Annotated in this window: 15 protein-coding genes; 1 reads left to right on the forward strand and 14 read right to left on the reverse strand. The window is 29.9% G+C overall.

What is annotated here, in order from left to right; translation table 11 throughout:
- Positions 1–171: 171 nt before the first annotated feature.
- Positions 172–1044 (forward strand): flagellin N-terminal helical domain-containing protein, encoded by an 873-nt coding sequence (locus R4K56_RS12675; protein ID WP_297300319.1) that lies wholly within the window; start codon positions 172–174, stop codon positions 1042–1044.
- Positions 1045–1130: 86 nt separating this feature from the next.
- Here R4K56_RS12675 and R4K56_RS12680 read toward each other — a convergent pair whose 3' ends face one another.
- The 14 genes from R4K56_RS12680 to ilvB all read right to left on the reverse strand — a co-directional run bounded on the left by R4K56_RS12680 (position 1131) and on the right by ilvB (position 18006).
- Entirely contained in the window at positions 1131–1508 is a 378-nt protein-coding gene (locus R4K56_RS12680; protein WP_335773062.1) for a helix-turn-helix transcriptional regulator, read from the reverse strand.
- Between the two features lie 4 nt (positions 1509–1512).
- The gene (locus R4K56_RS12685; protein ID WP_335773061.1) at positions 1513–1737 is read right to left on the reverse strand and encodes a hypothetical protein; all 225 of its coding nucleotides are present in this window, start codon (positions 1735–1737) and stop codon (positions 1513–1515) included.
- A gap of 272 nt (positions 1738–2009) precedes the next feature.
- The gene (locus R4K56_RS12690) at positions 2010–6314 is read right to left on the reverse strand and encodes an acyl-CoA dehydratase activase (RefSeq protein ID WP_335773060.1); all 4305 of its coding nucleotides are present in this window, start codon (positions 6312–6314) and stop codon (positions 2010–2012) included.
- A gap of 30 nt (positions 6315–6344) precedes the next feature.
- Complete coding sequence (panD, locus tag R4K56_RS12695) at positions 6345–6695, reverse strand: aspartate 1-decarboxylase (RefSeq protein WP_297300288.1); 351 nt, start codon at positions 6693–6695, stop codon at positions 6345–6347.
- A 181-nt stretch (positions 6696–6876) separates the two neighbouring features.
- Entirely contained in the window at positions 6877–7698 is an 822-nt protein-coding gene (locus tag R4K56_RS12700) for a DUF2262 domain-containing protein (protein WP_335773059.1), read from the reverse strand.
- 1056 nt (positions 7699–8754) lie between these two features.
- On the reverse strand, positions 8755–9471 hold the full coding sequence (pgeF, locus tag R4K56_RS12705) for a peptidoglycan editing factor PgeF (protein ID WP_335760800.1): 717 nt from the start codon (positions 9469–9471) through the stop codon (positions 8755–8757).
- Complete coding sequence (locus R4K56_RS12710; RefSeq protein WP_297300042.1) at positions 9464–9700, reverse strand: hypothetical protein; 237 nt, start codon at positions 9698–9700, stop codon at positions 9464–9466. Before R4K56_RS12710 ends, pgeF begins: the two co-directional genes overlap by 8 nt.
- Positions 9701–9845: 145 nt before the next feature.
- On the reverse strand, positions 9846–10934 hold the full coding sequence (gene leuB / locus R4K56_RS12715; protein WP_335773016.1) for a 3-isopropylmalate dehydrogenase: 1089 nt from the start codon (positions 10932–10934) through the stop codon (positions 9846–9848).
- A gap of 6 nt (positions 10935–10940) precedes the next feature.
- Positions 10941–11432 (reverse strand): 3-isopropylmalate dehydratase small subunit, encoded by a 492-nt coding sequence (leuD, locus tag R4K56_RS12720; RefSeq protein WP_297300038.1) that lies wholly within the window; start codon positions 11430–11432, stop codon positions 10941–10943.
- A 48-nt stretch (positions 11433–11480) separates the two neighbouring features.
- Positions 11481–12728, reverse strand: coding sequence for a 3-isopropylmalate dehydratase large subunit (gene leuC, locus R4K56_RS12725; protein ID WP_297300036.1), 1248 nt, complete (start codon positions 12726–12728; stop codon positions 11481–11483).
- A gap of 125 nt (positions 12729–12853) precedes the next feature.
- Positions 12854–14350, reverse strand: a complete 1497-nt coding sequence (locus R4K56_RS12730) for a 2-isopropylmalate synthase (RefSeq protein WP_335757888.1) — start codon at positions 14348–14350, stop codon at positions 12854–12856.
- Between the two features lie 399 nt (positions 14351–14749).
- A complete protein-coding gene (gene ilvC / locus R4K56_RS12735) occupies positions 14750–15745 on the reverse strand; it encodes a ketol-acid reductoisomerase (RefSeq protein ID WP_297300032.1) in 996 nt (331 codons plus the stop codon).
- A 42-nt stretch (positions 15746–15787) separates the two neighbouring features.
- A complete protein-coding gene (gene ilvN / locus R4K56_RS12740; protein WP_335757890.1) occupies positions 15788–16315 on the reverse strand; it encodes an acetolactate synthase small subunit in 528 nt (175 codons plus the stop codon).
- 17 nt (positions 16316–16332) lie between these two features.
- Entirely contained in the window at positions 16333–18006 is a 1674-nt protein-coding gene (gene ilvB, locus R4K56_RS12745; protein WP_335773017.1) for a biosynthetic-type acetolactate synthase large subunit, read from the reverse strand.
- Between the last annotated feature and the right edge of the window lie 356 nt (positions 18007–18362).

Here is an 18362-nt window from a genome sequence, read left to right on the forward strand (position 1 = left end):
AGAATAATATTAACATAATTTCATTAACATAATATTAGAGTATTTTTTTAAATAAAACTGAAGAAAAAAATTTTTATTTTTATAAAAAAAAATTAATAATTAATAACCGAGAACCGATAATAATTATGTGTTCAGGGAAGAACACATACAAATAATTCATGGAGGAACCATATGGTTATCAACAATAATATAAGCGCTATAAACGCACAACGCACTCTTAAATTCCGCCAAGTAGATCTTAAAAAAGACGCTGCTCAAATTTCTAGCGGTATGAGAATAAACCAAGCTGGAGACGATGCTTCTGGATTAGCAGTATCTGAAAAAATGAGAACTCAAATCCGCGGTTTACGTATGGCTGAAAGAAACACTCAAGATGGTATATCTTTCATTCAAACTACTGAAGGATACTTAGAAGAAACTACTAACATTCTTCAAAGAATTCGTGAATTAGCTATACAAGCTGCTAACGGTATCTATACTGATGAAGACAGACTTTATGTACAAATCGAAGTTTCTCAATTAGTAGATGAAATCGACAGAGTTGCTTCACAAGCTCAATTCAACAAACTTAACATGTTAACTGGTAGATTCGCTAGATCTACAGGAGAAAACACTCCTACAGCTTCTATGTGGTTACACATTGGTGCTAACATGGATGAAAGAAAACGCGTTTACATTGGTACTATGAACAGCCAAGCTCTTGGACTTAAAAACCCAGTTGGACCAGCTGTTAACGCTACATTCATCAGTGTATCTAGCCCAACTAAAGCTAACTCTGTTATAGGTATGGTAGACGAAGCTCTTCTTAAAGTATTAAAACAAAGATCTGACTTAGGTGCTTATCAGAACAGATTAGAAATGACAGCTCAAGGTTTAATGGTTGGATTCGAAAACATGCAAGCTTCTGAAAGCAGAATCCGTGATACAGATATGGCTGAAGCATCAGTTAAACTTGCTAAAGATCAAATTCTTAACCAAGCTAACTTGTCTATGCTTGCTCAAGCTAATCAGTTACCACAAGGTGCTCTTAGATTATTACAATAATTAATATTCAATTAGTTTTGTAATATTAACCATATTAAGGGAGGCATTCTTAATTGAGTGTCTCCCTTTTTGGTTTAAGATTTCTCTTAACTATTTATTACTATATTAAATTGTTTTGATATCTCTTTTTTTATTGCAGTTAAATATTGAGATACCGCTGATTGTGTTACATTAAGCATACTAGCTAATTCTTCTTGAGTTTTACCCTCTGAAAATAATTTCATTATCCTTTTTTGTTTTGGTGTTAATATTGCTATTATTAAATTTGATACTCTGCTGTACTCAGTATCTGTCAAAGCATTCGAGTAAAGTATATTATCTAAATCATCATTAGTTAAAATACTTTCTCTGCTGTCTCCCCTATCTGAATTAATTCTCCTTGTACCCAAACTTTTATTAATTTCCTTTAATACATTATTACAAAGTTTTGTACAAGTGTCATACTTAGGACATAAATTGCACATTATATCAATACTCCTTTAAAATATCTAATATACTGTCCAACACTTCAGGACTGTAATCTGTCGTGTCAATATCATCAAGCTTGCTTATAGCATTTTTAATATCAACACGCATTATAACCCACTCCTCCCAATTAGATTTTTTGTTGTAAAAATAATCGTCCTCCTTTATATTATCTAATATGTTCTTTATAAGTTTTTTGTAATAAAGTGTTTTTTGAAAGCTCTTCATTAATAACTCCTATAACAGTATTGATGTATACTGTATATTAATACATATACACTAAATTTCAGTTAATTACAACCTTTTATAATGTATTTTTATACATTATTTTTAAATTATGTTTACACTTTATATATTTACAACACATTTAACACATAAAATAATAATTAAATATAAATAGTAATTTTTAGGGAATATAGAATAATGATATAATACAATAAAAAAGGCTCACAAATAAATATATTTGCAAGCCTTTGTATTTTTATAAATGATTAAAAAGTTTATTTATTGTATGAAGCAACAGTTTCCATAACTTCTTTTTCTTCTTTTACTGAAACCATACTGTCTTTAGCAGAACGAACGAAGAACTCCAAGCGGTTTACAGTATTAACTTCACTAGCACCAGCATCCATATCCAAATAAAGAAGATTTAATTCAGGATATCTAGTTTTAAGTCTAGTTTCAATACCTCTAGCTATAATATGGTTAGCAATACAACCGAAAGGCTGTAAACAAAGTACATTATTTATACCTTCTTCAGCAAAGCTAGCTATTTCACCAGGAAGAAGCCAAGCCTCTCCGAATTGGTTAGTCATAGCAGTAACTTTAGCAGCATTTTCAGCTATTTGTCTTATATGGTGTATTGGTCTGAAACCTTTGAATTTAGACATTATCTGATTAATAGAATCAACTCTAACATCAATAACTTTTTCTGATAATTTAGAGCCGTAATATCCTAAGAATGATACATCTCTAGCATTAGTTTCTTTATTAACCTGCTCGCTTATAACTTTTTGTACAAAGAAGTCAAATACAGGAGGAACTATTACCTCAACACCTTTTGACATAAGCCAGTCGCAAACATCACCATTAGCAAAGCTATTATATTTTACATATATTTCACCAACTAAACCAGCTTTAGGCAAGTCTAAATCATGAGTTTCTATAGCATTAAATTCTGCCACAGCTTGTTTTAATAATTTATCAGTAGCTTTAAGAGCAAAATCTTTAGGGTGTAATGCTATATATTTATTAGCGAGTGCCAAAGATTCACCTTTTTTAACTTCTCTAGCAGCACAGTAATAATACATTGTAGATATAGCATCAGCATAAGGCATGCCTACAATACCTTCTTTCATCATATCTATTTTAGAAAGTTTAAATCCAGGCTGATCATTTATCATTGTAAGACCTACAGTTACTACTGGAACATCAGCATATCCTGCATTGATTAAACCTCTTTTTATAAGAGAAGCATAGTTACTTGCTCTGCATTGTCCGCCTGTTTGAGTAATACCGGCAGCTATATTTTTAGGATCATATTTTCCGCTTAATACTGCTTTTATAATATCCCCTATTACAATAGTAGCAGGATAACATATATCTTGATTGGCGTATCTTAATCCTAATTCTACAGATTCAATATCTGGTTCAGGAAGAGGAATTGTATCGTATCCGCTTCTTTGAAGTAAAGTCAAAATCATAGGATCATAGAAATGTCCGAATTTAGGTACAAGTATTGCACGTCTGTCATTTTTCTCATATCTTTTAATAATAGTTCTATTAGATTTCTCATTAGGTATAAAGTCGCCTTTCATCTTCATACTTTCTATCATAGAACGTATTCTTAATCTGATACTTCCAGGACTTGAAATTTCATCTACTTTTACTAAAGTAGGACTCTTTCCATAAGCATTAAGTATAGATTTTATTTCATCTGAAGTAGTAGCATCTGGTCCGCATCCGAAACTGTTTATTTGTACTACTTCTAGTTTCATATCTTTTTGTTTGCAAGCCCATAAAGCAGCTTTGAACATTTTATTAGGATAAGACCATTGAGTTAATACTTGAACATCAGCAAGAGATTCATCTATATCAAGACCATCTTCTGTAAGTACATTAATACCAAATGAAGCAATAGTTTCTGGTATTTTATGATTGATTAATGGGTCAATATGATAAGGTCTGCTAACTATAAGTATAGTAGGTGTTTGAGTTTCTTTAGCATGCTCTATAATTTTTTTGCCTTCTTCTCTTAACTCATTTTTAACTCTTATCTGTTCCTGTAAAGCCAATTTAAATGCTCTGTCAAAATCTTTTTTATCTATTCCAAGACCTTTAACAAAATAAGCCTTACAGCCTTTATATAATAAATCTTCATTCAAGAAAGAAATTGTTGGAGCATCGAAAGGAATTCCATATTTAGTTAATGGACTTATAGAACTGTCTATTACATCAGGATATCCTGTAACTACCGGACAGTTATAGCTATTAACACTTCCGTCTTCTTCAGCTTTTTCTAATACTACAGATGGATAGAATATTCTGTCAACTTTAGACTCTATCAAATCATATATATGTCCGTTAGCTATTTTAGCTGGGAAACATATATTATCACTCATAACTGTACCAGAACCTTTTTCAGCTATAGCCATACTTGAAGGTGATGATAATTGTACTCTGTATCCGCATTCTACAAGTATAGTAGCCCAGAATGGGAAGTTTTGATACATATTAAGTACTCTAGGTATACCAATAGTACCTTTTATTTCATCTGAAGCAGGTGCTAAAGGTCTGTCAAATAATAAAGAAAGTTTCTTCTGTGTAATATCCATTCCGTAATTTCTTTCTTTATTTCCTTTATTAGTGAATATTCTTTCACATTTATTTCCTGTGTAGAATGATTTATTATCTTTAAATTTTAATCTAGTAACAGTACAAAGGTTTTCACAGCCTTTACAAGTAAGCTGTTTTCTTTCATAATCATTAGCTTCCTGTAAATTGTCTAAACCTATAAATGTTGTATCTTCTTCTTTAGTGTTGTATGTATCTAAAGCAAGCAATGCACAACCATAAGCTCCCATAAGTTCTGATATATCAGGACGAATAACTTTTTTATTTAAGAATTTTTCAACAGAACGTAAAACTGCAGCATTCTTAAAAGTACCGCCTTGAACAACTATATGCTCACCTAAAATAGAAGTATCAGTAATTTTTAATACTTTAGTGAAACAGTTTAAAGTAACACTCTTAGCAAGTCCTGCAGAAATATCAGCAACTGAAGAACCTTCTCTCAAAGACTGTTTAACCTTACTATTCATGAACACTGTACAGCGGCTTCCTAAATCACAAGGGCTAGCTGATTCACAAGCAATATTAGCAAAGTCAGCAACTTTATAACCCATTCCGCGTGCAAATGTTTCTATGAAAGAACCGCAGCCTGATGAACAAGCTTCGTTAATTTCAATATTTTCTATAATACCGTCTTTAATAAATATAGCTTTCATATCCTGACCGCCTATATCAAGAATGAAGCTTACATCTTTATCGAAAGCCTTAGCACCCCTGTAATGTGCCATAGTTTCAACTATACCTTCGTCCATATTGAAGGCAGCTTTTATTAAATCTTCTCCATAACCTGTAACGGCAGTTCTTGCTATATTTATTTTTATATTCTTTTCATCTAATTCTTTTTTAATTTCTGTTAATCCTTCAGTAACAGCACCTACTGGATTTCCATTATTATTTCTATAATGTCTTAATACTACTTGTCCGTCCTCATCAATAATAACGATTTTTGTAGTAGTAGAACCAGAGTCTATACCAAGGAATGTATTTTTACCATTAACAGTTGATACATCAGCAGATTTTACTTTATCTTTGCTATGCTCTTCTTTCCAACTCTCATATTCTTTCTGACTATTAAATAAAGCTTCTCTTGTTTTTGAATTAGTAACTTTTACTTCTGCTGAAATATTTTGAACTAATTTAGTAAAATCAGAAACTTTAATTACTGTTTGATCTTCTTTTTCACCGAAAGCAGCACCTATTGCAGCAGTCAATTCTGGGTGATCAACAGTATACATATCTTCTTCAGTAGCATTCAAAAGTGATAAGAATGTTCTTCTTAATTCTGGAAGGAATGTTAAAGGTCCGCCTGTGAATAATATTTTAGGCTTAATTTCAAAACCTTTAGCAAGTGTATTTATTGTTTGAACAGCAACAGCTTGGAAAATACTTTTAGCTATATCAGATTTTGGAATATCTCTGCTTATAAGTGTTTGAACATCTGTTTTAGCAAATACTCCGCATCTGCTTGCCATTGGATATATAGATGTAGATTGTTCTGCCAATGTAGAAAGTTCTGAAGGCTGAACATTAAGAAGTGTAGCCATTTGATCTATAAAAGCTCCAGTTCCTCCTGCACAGTTTCCATTCATTCTTATATCAGCTTTGAAATTATCATCAAATACTATGATTTTAGCATCTTCTCCGCCTATATCTATCAATGTTCTTCCATAAGGATAAATCTTTCTAATCGCTGTTGAAGAAGCTATAACCTCTTGAACAAAGCTAATGCCTGTTTTTTCACAAACACCCATTCCAGCAGTACCTGTCATAGATAGTGAAAGTTTTAAATCTCCATGCATAGCCTGTAAATTTTCTAATATAGATAGTAAAGTATCTTTTATGTCAGCATTATGTCTAACATAAGTTTTAAATATCATATTGTCATTATTATCATACACAACCATTTTTGCGGTGGTTGAACCTATATCAATACCTGCTTTAAAAATTTTTTCCATAATATCTCTCCTAATAAATATAAACTATTTTTATTCTATAATCATATTCTGCATATTAACAAATATTACTTTAGTTTTATAACTTTTTAAATTTTCTTCCGGTATATGTCCATAAAGAAGTATTATTATAGTATCATCTTTTTGTGCATAATGTACATTGCTTCCATTTATGCCTATGACTCCAGTTCCTCTTATACCTTTAACAACAACTGTTTCAAATCTTTCATCGTTACTCAGATTAATAATGGATACTTTATCGCCTTCCATTATATCTGCCTTATCCATTAAATTTTCATCTATTGTTATAGAATCTTTAAAATTTAAATCAGTTCTTGTAACAGTGAGTCTGTTAATTTTAGATTTTATAATACTCCTCATCATAATGGTACAAAACCTAAAAACTATTCTTTCTTATATATAAGAATAATTTTTTACAAACATTTTACTAATATGATGAAAAATGTCAATATTATAATTAAAGATATTTATTAATAATAGTTACTATATACTATAACCATATCGTGCTTAATACTACATTTTATACATTTTAGACTACATAATCTTAAAATTGACTAATAAAAGCATTCATGAAATTACCATTCAAATCGCCTTCAACAATAATATCTAAAGGAAACACTTTTTTATTGCCAAGTCTATAATTAACATAATTATCATGCTCATGAATTATAATTTCTGAAAGTTCTATTTTACTCATAAATGCATTAACAAAGGCTTCTTCCTCTACAATATTTCCGCCTCTTTTAGCTGAAATCTCATTTCCCTGTCTTATTATTTTTAAGGCAGAATAATCTTTTATCTTTTTATCAAATTCTTTTTTATCTGTAAAAATATTTCTTATAAAACTAACAGCCTTTTCTTTATCATATTCATTGGAATCATCAAAAGCAACAAGAATCTTTTTATTAATCCATTCCATTTCTTTATCAAAAGAACCTAAACTTCTATTATATAAAAAATCTCCAAGCATATCATCACTATAATATATAGGCTCTAAATACTTACTAAGAATTAAATTTAAATCCTCATCTTTATAATGATTATCTATAATATCAGCAAGTAAAAATTCGACAATTTCCTCACCTTGTTCTTTTTCGCATCTTACTTTTAATTTAACAATGGATTCTCTATTTATAATAGATTTATAATAGTTCAATTCTTTTTCTGCTATTTTCATTCTAACGACAATTTTCTTATTTTGTTCAATATATCCTGTTTCAATATCCTTATAAGCTATGCATATCATAAGAACATTTATTTTATCATCATCTTCAGTTCTTGCTCCAATGAAATCCGGAGAACCTATTATAAATGCCACATCTTTATATTCATCTAAAAATTCGCTTTCTTTTTGTAAAAAAAACATAATCAAAATCCAATAAATAAATTTTATAAAAAATAATAATTATTGTAAAATATTTAATAATAATTGTCAAAATAACATTATAAATATTTAATTAAACACAATAAAATGATTAGAAAATAAAGAAATATTGATATAAAATATATAGCTTTTAATTATAATAATTTGGTATATACCTAAACAACTATATTTTGTCAAAAATAAATTTATATTTTTGTTTTTATATCTGGGGCTTTGCCCTTACGAAGTACACAGCGTGCAGCACCCCCCACTTCTTTTGCGACCGAAGGAAGTACCTTTAGGTATGCCCCAAAGAAGCAAAAGGGCTATATTTTAGCTTAAATTAATAATTTATATTACATGTAAAACATGATTAGTATGATTTAATACTAATTTTATATTTGCACTTTCGCGAAGCGTATCCGAGCTTGTCGAGGATATAGATTCTTTTTGCTGCGGGAAAAAAACAATAAAAAAATTGACAAAGTTAAAAATTTTCAGTATATACCTAAACAATTATATTTTGTCAAAAATAAAATTATATTTTCTTTTTAATATATGGGGCTTTGCCCCATACCCCAGTTCTTTTACGACCGAAGGAAGTACTGTAAGTATTGGTATAAAAGAACCAAAACAACTGCATTTTTGACCTAAAACTAGGGGATTACACTATATTTAATACATGTTCTTAAAATATAAAGTTCTAGCAATTGCGTTTTTTGCTACTTTTTTGTGCGACAAAAAAGTAGATAATTCTATATAAAGTGCATCAGTTGACAAACTTAAAAATTCTTAGTATATACCTAAATAACTATATTTTGTCAATTTTTACTTTTTTGTAAATGTAATTTTTGTTTATTAATAGTATAAAATATTATTAAGTTTTGTTTGAAATGTGAAGTAAAACCAAGATTTGTGTCAAAAAATGCAGTCCTTTTGCTTCTTTGGGGCACCAAAAGAAGTAGGGGTTCGGGGACTAGTCCCCGAAAATAATAACAATATAAAAACTAATTTTGACAAAGTTAAAAATTTTTGGTATATACTGAAAATTTTTAAGTATTATAACAATATAGCAACTGTAAGTATTCTCCCTACCTGAACACCATCGCGTCTATAAGAATAAAATACTTCATCATAAGTATTTAGATTAGAAAGTTCAATATTATTTTCTAAAACACCACAGTCAAGTAATTGCTTTTTTACTTCCAAGCCATTATCAATATGCCATTTATTATTCATCATAGTTTTATTTTGAAAATGAACAGCCACCTCATCGCCTACTTCATAATCTTTCAAAGCTATATAAGGCCCTATATAGGCATACATTTTAGACAAATTGGCATTATACTCTTTTATCATTAAATCAATAGTTTTAGATACAATATTTTGAACTGTACCTCTCCAACCAGAATGAATAGCTGCTATTGATTTGCTTTCATCACAATAAAGTATTATAGGCACACAATCTGCAGTTTGAACTATTAAAGGAGTATTTTTAAGATTGGTTATTAAAGCATCTGTATTTTCAACCAATCTTTCTCTGCCTCCAAATAGATTTATATTATTTTCATCTATCTTTACAATATTATCTTTATGAACTTGATGCATAAAAATAGCTTTATTAACATCAAAATTTATATTATTAAAAAAATTATACTCCTGAGACTTTCTATATTCTAAATCAATATCTTTAGCTTTAATATCGATACCTTTAGCGAGTACAGCTATATATATTTTTTTATTATCATTTTTGGAAGGATAGAAAATATTATGCATTTTTGAGTCTTTTAATTTCTTCTTCTAATTCTTTTACCTTATTAGTTAATTCTTTAGTTTCATTTCTTGATTGTTCCATAATATTTTCATATAAAGTAAAAAATTTTTTGGCATACTCTAATTTCTGTTTCAATTCATTTATCTCTTCTTTGTAAACATCTATTTTAGAAGAAAGAAGTTTATTATCTTCCTGAAGTTCTAAAATAATATCTTTATCGCTATATTCCACTTCTACAATTCCTCAATTTTTTTATCTATATGTTATCTATTATGTACATTATAACTGGATTGTCAAGTAAATTTATAATATTATTGTAGTAATAAAATATAAAAGTTCATATTACTACAATAATATTAATATAATAAAAAATGTATTATATGTTAGATACTATTATATCTCCCATTTCAGAACATTTTACTTGTTTATATAAATAAGTCATCATATGATGTTTAGGCATTATATCAAGGGTTCTATAACCATCATCTATAGCCTTATAAACAGCATTTTCTACATCTTCAGCTTCATTTAACATACCAAAAGAGTATCTTAACATCATAGCAAGAGAAAGTATAGTACCTATAGGATTAGCTAAGTCTTTACCTGCTATATCAGGAGCAGAACCATGAATAGGCTCATACATACCAACTGTTCTGTCAGAAAGACTTGCTGAAGGTGCCATACCTATAGAACCAGTAATAACACTAGCTTCATCAGAAAGTATATCTCCAAACATATTTTCTGTAACTATAATACCAAATTGTGACGGATTTGAAGCAAGCTGCATAGCTGCATTATCAACATACATATCATTATATGGAACATCGCTGTATTCTTTTGATAAATTATTCATTACTTCACGCCATAATTTAGAAGTATGAAGTACATTGGCTTTATCAACTGAAGTTAAAGGTCTTTTAAGATTTCTAGCCAATTCAAAAGCAACTTTTCCTATTCTTAATACTTCATCTTCTCTATATAACATAAGGTCAGTAGCTTGTTTTACACCATTAACTACTTCAAATTTATGTTCTCCGAAATATACACCGCCTGTAAGCTCTCTAACCATAATAAAATCAATAACATCTTTACAGATAGTTTCTTTTAAAGGAGAAGCATATTCCAAAGATTTTAATATTTTAGTAGGTCTTATATTAGCATAAAGCTTCATTTCTTTACGCAATCTTAATAAACCTCTTTCCGGTCTTTTATCAGGATCAACTTTATCCCATTTAGGACCGCCTACAGAACCAAGAAGAACTGAATCAGATTTGATACATTTTTCTACATTCTCATCGGTAAGAGGAACTCCAAATTTATCAATAGAACAGCCGCCCATATCAACATATTCCAAATTAAACTTATGGGAGTATTTTTCAGCTATTTTATTGAGTACATTTACAGCCTTACCTACTACCTCGGGACCTACTCCGTCCCCTTCAATAACAACAATATTCTTTTCCATAAATAATCACCTCTTAGAATTTTTTATAGAGTTTAAAAGCCCATTAGAGTTAATTATATTTTTAATAAATTCTGGAAAAGGCTCAGCCTTATAGCTTTCATTTTTAGTAATATTTGTTATTATACCATTATCAAAATCAACTTCAACCTCATCTCCTGCATTTATTTTTTTACTTGCCTCATCGCATTCCAAAATAGCAAGTCCTATATTAATAGAATTTCTATAAAATATTCTAGCAAAAGAAGAAGCTATAACACAAGATATTCCTGATTCTTTAATAGCTATAGGAGCATGCTCTCTTGAAGAACCGCATCCGAAATTGTCCCCTCCAACCATTATATCTCCAGGCTTTACCTTGCTTACAAAATCTTTATCAATATCTTCCATACAATGAGATGCCAATTCCTTATGATTAGCAGTATTTAAATATCTTGCTGGAATAATAACATCTGTATCAACATTATCACCATATTTATGAACAAAACCTTTAGCTTTCATTTATTAATATCTCCTATTTTTTATAATACCCAAACTATTTATAAAATATTATTTAGGCTCTGTTATATAACCAGTTATTGCACTGTATGCAGCAGTAGCAGGACTAGCTAAATATACTTTTGAAGTTTTATCTCCCATTCTTCCAACAAAGTTTCTATTAGTTGTAGTAACAGCAACTTCATCATGAGCAAGTATTCCCATATATCCGCCCAAACAAGGACCGCATGTAGGAGTAGATACTGCACAGCCTGCATCAATAAATATATCCATATAACCTAATTTTATACATTCTTTATAAACTTTCTGAGTAGCAGGAATAATTATACATCTTACATTTTTAGCTACTTTCTTTCCTTTCAAAATATTAGCAGCAATAGCCATATCAGACAATCTTCCATTAGTACAAGAACCTATAACTACCTGATCAACTTTTATATCTTTCAATTCTTTAGCTTCTTTAGTATTCTCCGGTAAATGGGGACATGCTACTGTAGGCTCTATTGAAGATAAATCAATATCATACTCTTTATCATAAACTGCATCATCATCAGCTTTGAAAATAGTATAATCTCTTTTTACTATATCTTTTAAGAATTCTATAGTTTTATCATCAACTTCAAATATTCCATTTTTTGCACCTGCTTCAATAGCCATATTAGCAATACAAGCTCTGTCGTCCATAGTTAAAGATGAAACTCCTTCACCTCTAAACTCCATAGATTTATATAAAGCACCGTCAACACCTATCATACCTATAATATGAAGTATAACATCTTTTCCGGATACATTTGGTTTTAATTTTCCTTTAAGATTAAATTTAATAGCAGAAGGAACTTTGAACCAAACCTGACCTGTAGCCATAGCAGCAGCCATATCAGTACTTCCTACTCCTGTAGAAAATGCACCGAAAGCACCATAAGTACAAGTATGAGAGTCAGCTCCTATTATAACTTCACCTGGGGCAACTAATCCTTTTTCTGGTAAAAGAGCATGTTCAACTCCCATATCTCCAACATCATAATAATTTGTAATATTATATTTATTAGCAAAATCTCTGCATTGTTTGCATTGTTCTGCAGCTTTGATATCTTTATTTGGAGCAAAGTGATCCATAACTAAAGCTATTTTTTCTTTGTCAAAAACTTTATCAAAACCATACTTTTCAAACTCATTTATAGCAACTGGGCTTGTAATATCATTTCCTAAAACTAAATCAGTTTTAACCATTATAAGCTCACCTGCTTCAACTTTTTCAACGCCAGCATGTGCAGCTAAAATCTTTTGAGTAATAGTCATAATTTTATCCTTAATTCATTTATGAAAGAAACATAATATACTAAAACAATTCCGTTTTGTCAATTTTTTTGTTAATAAAAAGGGCTATACATTAAAAAAATGCAAGCCCTATAATTAAAATACTATTATAATTTATTCAAACCATTAATATAAGCCATTAAACTAGCTTCGATAATATCTGTACTTACGGATCTTCCTATAACAGTTTTATCACCGCAAGCCAATCTAACAATAACTTCTCCCAAAGCATCTTCACCTTCAGTAATAGCATTAATACTATAAGTTACTAATTTAGCTTTGTTTGATGTTATAGAATCAATAGCTCCGAAAGCTGCATCTATAGGGCCGTTTCCTTTTCCTATAGCTTCAATAACATTATCTTTATTATCAAATATAGCCACTGAAGCAAAAGAAGATATAGAATCGCTGTCATTAACCATAAAGCTTTTTAATCTATATGAAGGATTTTCTATATTAGTATTGCCTATTAATAATGCCTCTATATCAGTATCAGTAACTATCTTTTTTCTGTCAGCTAAATTTTTAAATTTAATAAATGCTTCTTCTAAAGCTTTATCATCTATATCATAACCTAAAGATTCTATTCTGTCTTTAAAAGCATGTTTTCCTGAATGTTTACCTAATACCATTTTATTTTGAGGTATTCCTATATCTTCAACATTCATAATCTCATAAGTAGAACGTTCTTTTAATACTCCATGCTGATGTATTCCTGCCTCATGAGCAAAAGCATTAGCACCTACTATAGCTTTATTTGGAGCAACAACCATACCTGAAATAGTAGATAATAATTTTGAAATTTTATAAATACGTTTTGTATTAACATCAGTATAAGCATCATAGAAATTTGCTCTAGTTTTAATACCCATTACCACTTCTTCCAAGCTAGTATTTCCAGCACGCTCACCTATACCATTAATAGTACATTCTATTTGTGTAGCTCCTGCCAAAACTGCTGATAGAGAATTAGCTGTAGCAAGTCCTAAATCATCATGACAATGCACAGATATATCAACATTTTCTATGCCTTTAACATTCTCTTTTAAATATTTGATTAATTCAGCCATTTCCAAAGGAGTAGCATATCCTACAGTGTCAGGAACATTTATTGTAGTAGCTCCATTTTCTATAGCTGTTGAATATGCCTGAACCAAAAAGTCTTTATCACTTCTTGAAGCATCTTCAGCAGAAAATTCTATAAATTCAAATTTTGTTTTAGCATAAGAAACAGATTCTTTTATAGTTTCTAATACCTGCTCTCTGGTCATCTCTAGTTTATGCTTTAAATGTATATCGCTTGTAGCTATAAAAGTATGAAGCATAGGGTGCTTTGCCTCAGCAAGTGCCTCATAAGCTCTGTCTATATCTTTTTTGTTACATCTAGCCAAACTTACTAATTTAGCATTCTCTACAACCTTACTAACTTCTCTTATAGCATTAAAGTCATCATCAGAACATATAGCAAAACCTGCTTCTATTATATCAACGCCTAATTTATCAAGTTCTGCTGCCATTTCCAATTTTTCAGCCAAATTCATAGTACAACCAGGAGATTGTTCTCCATCTCTTAAAGTAGTATCAAAAATCTTAATCTTTCTCATTGTTAAAACCCTTATAAAATAAACTCTTGTATAATTAAATACTTATATTTATTTGAAAAGACAACTACATAAATAAAAAATAATTTTTAGTTTGATTTTTATAATAGAATAAAGTTCTATTTTTATTTTGATATCTGGGGCTTTGCCCACCGCTCTGCGTGCTATAGGCAAGACCCCACTTCTTTTGCCGACGCTCTCAAGGCACCTACTCGGTGTTGCCACAAAGAAGCAAAAAGGCAACATTTAATCAAAAAAACATAGTTAATATTTTTTTACTTGCACTTTTTGGTTCTTTTTGCGGCGGGAAAAAGAACAATAAAAAAATTACAAACTTAAAAATTTTAAATATAGAACTCCAATATTAAAATATTTAATTATATCATCGAGTATGAATAAAAATTACTTTTTAATCCAACTCATCATTTTTCTTAATTCTGCACCGACTTTTTCTAATTTATGCTCGCTTTCTAATTTCTTAGTAGCATTAAATTTAGCTTTACGTCCAGCACTAAACTCTTGAATAAACTCACTAGCAAAAGTACCGTCTTGTATCTCTCTTAATACTTTTTTCATTTCTTTTCTAGTTTCTTCAGTAATCATTCTTCTTCCAGTTCTGTAATCACCGTATTCAGCAGTATTTGAAATAGAATATCTCATCATAGCAAATCCGCCTGAATATATTAAATCAACGATTAATTTCATTTCATGTATACATTCAAAATAAGCCATTTCTGGTTCATAACCAGCTTCTACTAAAGTATCGAAACCAGCTTTCATTAATTCAGTAACACCGCCGCATAATACTGCTTGTTCACCGAAAAGGTCAGTTTCAGTTTCTTCTCTGAATGTAGTTTCTAATATACCGGCACGTCCTGCACCTATTCCTGAAGCATAAGCTAAAGCATAATCTTTTGCTCTGCCGCTATAATCTTGATAAACAGCTATTAAGCTAGGAACTCCTCTTCCTTCTAAATATTGACTTCTTACTGTATGTCCTGGTCCTTTTGGAGCAACCATAATAACATCTATGTTTTTAGCAGGTACTACAAATTGGAAATGAATATTAAATCCATGTGCATACATTAATACATTTCCTTCTTTCATATAAGGTGCAACTTGAGTATTGTATATATCAGCTGAAACCTCATCAGGAACAAGCATCATAACTATATCAGCAGCCTTAGCAGCTTCTTCAACTTCCATTACTTTAAAACCTGCTTCTTCTGCTTTTTTGCAGTTTGCACTGTCTTTTCTTAAACCAACGATAACATTCATTCCGCTGTCTTTTAAGTTTTGAGCATGAGCATGTCCTTGACTGCCGTATCCCATTATTGCTATAGTTTTACCATCTAGTAAAGATAAATTACAATCAGCATCATAATATTTTTTTATCATTTTAATACTCCTTTTTAATTATTATTATTTTTTTTATTTTTATTAAAATTCAAATTTGTTGATTATATTCATATCAGGAACTTCATCGCCTAACTGTATTGATGTTACTCCAGTTCTTGAAAGTTCTAAAATATTGAAATCTTTTAAAGCATCTAAATAACCATCTATTACAGAAGCAGAAGCAGTAATTTCAACTATCATACTTTTATTTCCAATATCAAGTATAAGTCCGTTATGAGCATTTGTTATATCGCAAGCTTTACGTCTGTTAGTATCATTTATTTCTATTTTTACTAACAACAAATCTCTTATTATGCTATTAGAATAGTCTATTAAATGTACAGAATGAACTTCTATAAGTTTTAAAGTCTGTTTGATAATATGATTTATTTGAGAATCATCGCCTTCTGTAACTATAGTCATTCTTGATATACTAGGAACACAAGTAACAGAACAAGTAATAGTTTCTATATTAAAACCTTTTTGACTGAATAATAAAGTTATTCTATTTAATACACCTGAACTATTATCTACAAATAAAACTAAAACTCTTCTTTGTTTCTTATTCATCTTTTTCTCCTAATATTTTAATCTACTATTATATCATCTATAGTACCGCCTGCAGGAATCATAGGCAACACTTTCAAATCCTTACCTATAACACATTCTATCCATACAGGACAATTACATTTCAAAGCTTCTTCAAAGGCTGATTCAAATTCTTTTATAGTTTCGCATCTAAATCCTTTAGCACCGAAACCTTCAGCAACTTTAACATAATCCATTTTTTTATTTATATCTGTGCTTGAGTATCTTTTCTCATAGAATATAGTCTGCCATTGTCTAACCATACCTAATGTACTGTTATTTAAAATTATTGTTATAACCGGCAAATTATATTCAACGGCAGTTGCTACTTCATTTAAATTCATATAAAAAGATCCGTCACCTGTTATATGTATTACTCTTCTGTCTGGTTTAGCAACTTGACAGCCTAAAGCAGCACCATATCCAAATCCCATCGTTCCCAAACCGCCGCTTGTTATAAAACTTCTTGGTTTAGTATGGCGTATATACTGAACTGCCCACATTTGATGCTGACCTACATCTGTAACATAAATAGCTTCATCATTAGTTTTTTCACCTATTATATTCATAATTCTGCTTGGATAAATACCATCTTTATTAGTATTTCTGTCAGAATCTTCTTTCTTCTCTTTAGCTCTCAAGTCAGACAAATATTTTACCCATTCATCATCTTCTACTCTTTTTATAAGTTTATTAAATCTATCTAATACATCATTCAAATCGCCTATTATGCTGTAGTCAACATGAACGTTTTTATTAATTTCACTTCTGTCTATATCTATATGAACTTTTTTAGCAGCACCGCCGAATTTATCAGTATTCAAAGCAACTCTGTCGCTGAATCTTGTTCCTACTGCAAGTATTAAATCAGCTTCATTCATAACCTTATTAGCAGTAGCAGAACCATGCATTCCAAGCAAACCTATATTTAATTTATCATTATATCCTAATACACCAGCTCCCATTAATGTATGGACTGAAGGTATATTAGAATTAATCATAAACTCTCTTAATTTATCGCTTGAATCTTTAGCACCGCCTCCAAAATATATAATAGGTTTTTTAGATTCATTTATTAATTTTGCAACTTCTTCTATAGTTTTTTCATCTTCAGAATTTATCTTAATAGCTTTAGGTACAAATTTTTCTTTTCTTGTGAATTCTGTTTCTGCAAATGTGAAATTCTTAGGTATATCTATTAATACAGGTCCTTTTCTTCCTGTAGAAGCTATAACAAAGGCTTTTCTTATTGTATTTGCCAATTCATCAATACTTCTAACAACAAAATTATGTTTAGTAATAGGCATTGTTATACCAGCAATATAAACCTCTTGGAATGAATCTTTTCCTATTAAACTTTCTGGTACATTCGCTGTTATAGCAATCAAAGGCACACTATCCATATATGCTGTAGCTAATGGTGTTACTAAATTAGTAGCTCCTGGTCCGCTTGTAGCAATTACAACACCAGTTTTTCCGCTTGCTCTAGCATAGCCATCAGCAGCATGACAAGCACCTACTTCATCTACCGGCATTATATGCTTTATTTTATCACTATATTTATAGATAGCATCATATATAAATAATGCAGCTCCTCCAGGATAACCAAATACTGTATCAACGCCTTCCTCTATTAAAACTTCCATTAATATTTCAGAACCGTTCAATTTCATTACAAACTCCTTAAATTATTTTATAGCCTTACAATTTCATTATTAGTATTTCTACACATAGAAACATTATTTTTATAATAATCATTATTAATAAAAAATGTATATTATATTTATAGTATGAATAATAGAATTAATTATAACAGGATAATAGATAGGAGAATATTGAGAATAATAATAGTTGAAAATTTTCTTGTTTTATTGAAATTAGTATATGATATATGATTTTTTTTCATATCATAAAAAGCACTGTGCATATAGTTAGTGGACGACATGCTCATTTTTCATTCTCCTTTTTATATTTGAAATATATTATAATATTTTTGAGTAATATTGCAATACTTAAAACCAATTTTTTC

It is taken from the genome of Brachyspira pulli (genome assembly GCF_036997785.1).
GTDB classification, from domain to species: Bacteria; Spirochaetota; Brachyspiria; order Brachyspirales; family Brachyspiraceae; genus Brachyspira; species Brachyspira pulli.

Excerpts from the sequence above, each read along its gene's own strand:
- pgeF (WP_335760800.1), bottom strand. The coding sequence starts at position 9,471 with ATGCATAATATTTTCTATCCTTCCAAAAATGATAATAAAAAAATATAT.
- leuD (WP_297300038.1), bottom strand. The coding sequence starts at position 11,432 with ATGAAAGCTAAAGGTTTTGTTCATAAATATGGTGATAATGTTGATACA.
- R4K56_RS12690 (WP_335773060.1), bottom strand. The coding sequence starts at position 6,314 with ATGGAAAAAATTTTTAAAGCAGGTATTGATATAGGTTCAACCACCGCA.
- leuC (WP_297300036.1), bottom strand. The coding sequence starts at position 12,728 with ATGACTATTACTCAAAAGATTTTAGCTGCACATGCTGGCGTTGAAAAA.
- R4K56_RS12675 (WP_297300319.1), top strand. The coding sequence starts at position 172 with ATGGTTATCAACAATAATATAAGCGCTATAAACGCACAACGCACTCTT.
- R4K56_RS12685 (WP_335773061.1), bottom strand. The coding sequence starts at position 1,737 with ATGAAGAGCTTTCAAAAAACACTTTATTACAAAAAACTTATAAAGAAC.
- R4K56_RS12680 (WP_335773062.1), bottom strand. The coding sequence starts at position 1,508 with ATGTGCAATTTATGTCCTAAGTATGACACTTGTACAAAACTTTGTAAT.
- leuB (WP_335773016.1), bottom strand. The coding sequence starts at position 10,934 with ATGGAAAAGAATATTGTTGTTATTGAAGGGGACGGAGTAGGTCCCGAG.
- R4K56_RS12700 (WP_335773059.1), bottom strand. The coding sequence starts at position 7,698 with ATGTTTTTTTTACAAAAAGAAAGCGAATTTTTAGATGAATATAAAGAT.
- panD (WP_297300288.1), bottom strand. The coding sequence starts at position 6,695 with ATGATGAGGAGTATTATAAAATCTAAAATTAACAGACTCACTGTTACA.
- ilvC (WP_297300032.1), bottom strand. The coding sequence starts at position 15,745 with ATGATAAAAAAATATTATGATGCTGATTGTAATTTATCTTTACTAGAT.
- R4K56_RS12730 (WP_335757888.1), bottom strand. The coding sequence starts at position 14,350 with ATGAGAAAGATTAAGATTTTTGATACTACTTTAAGAGATGGAGAACAA.
- ilvB (WP_335773017.1), bottom strand. The coding sequence starts at position 18,006 with ATGAAATTGAACGGTTCTGAAATATTAATGGAAGTTTTAATAGAGGAA.
- ilvN (WP_335757890.1), bottom strand. The coding sequence starts at position 16,315 with ATGAATAAGAAACAAAGAAGAGTTTTAGTTTTATTTGTAGATAATAGT.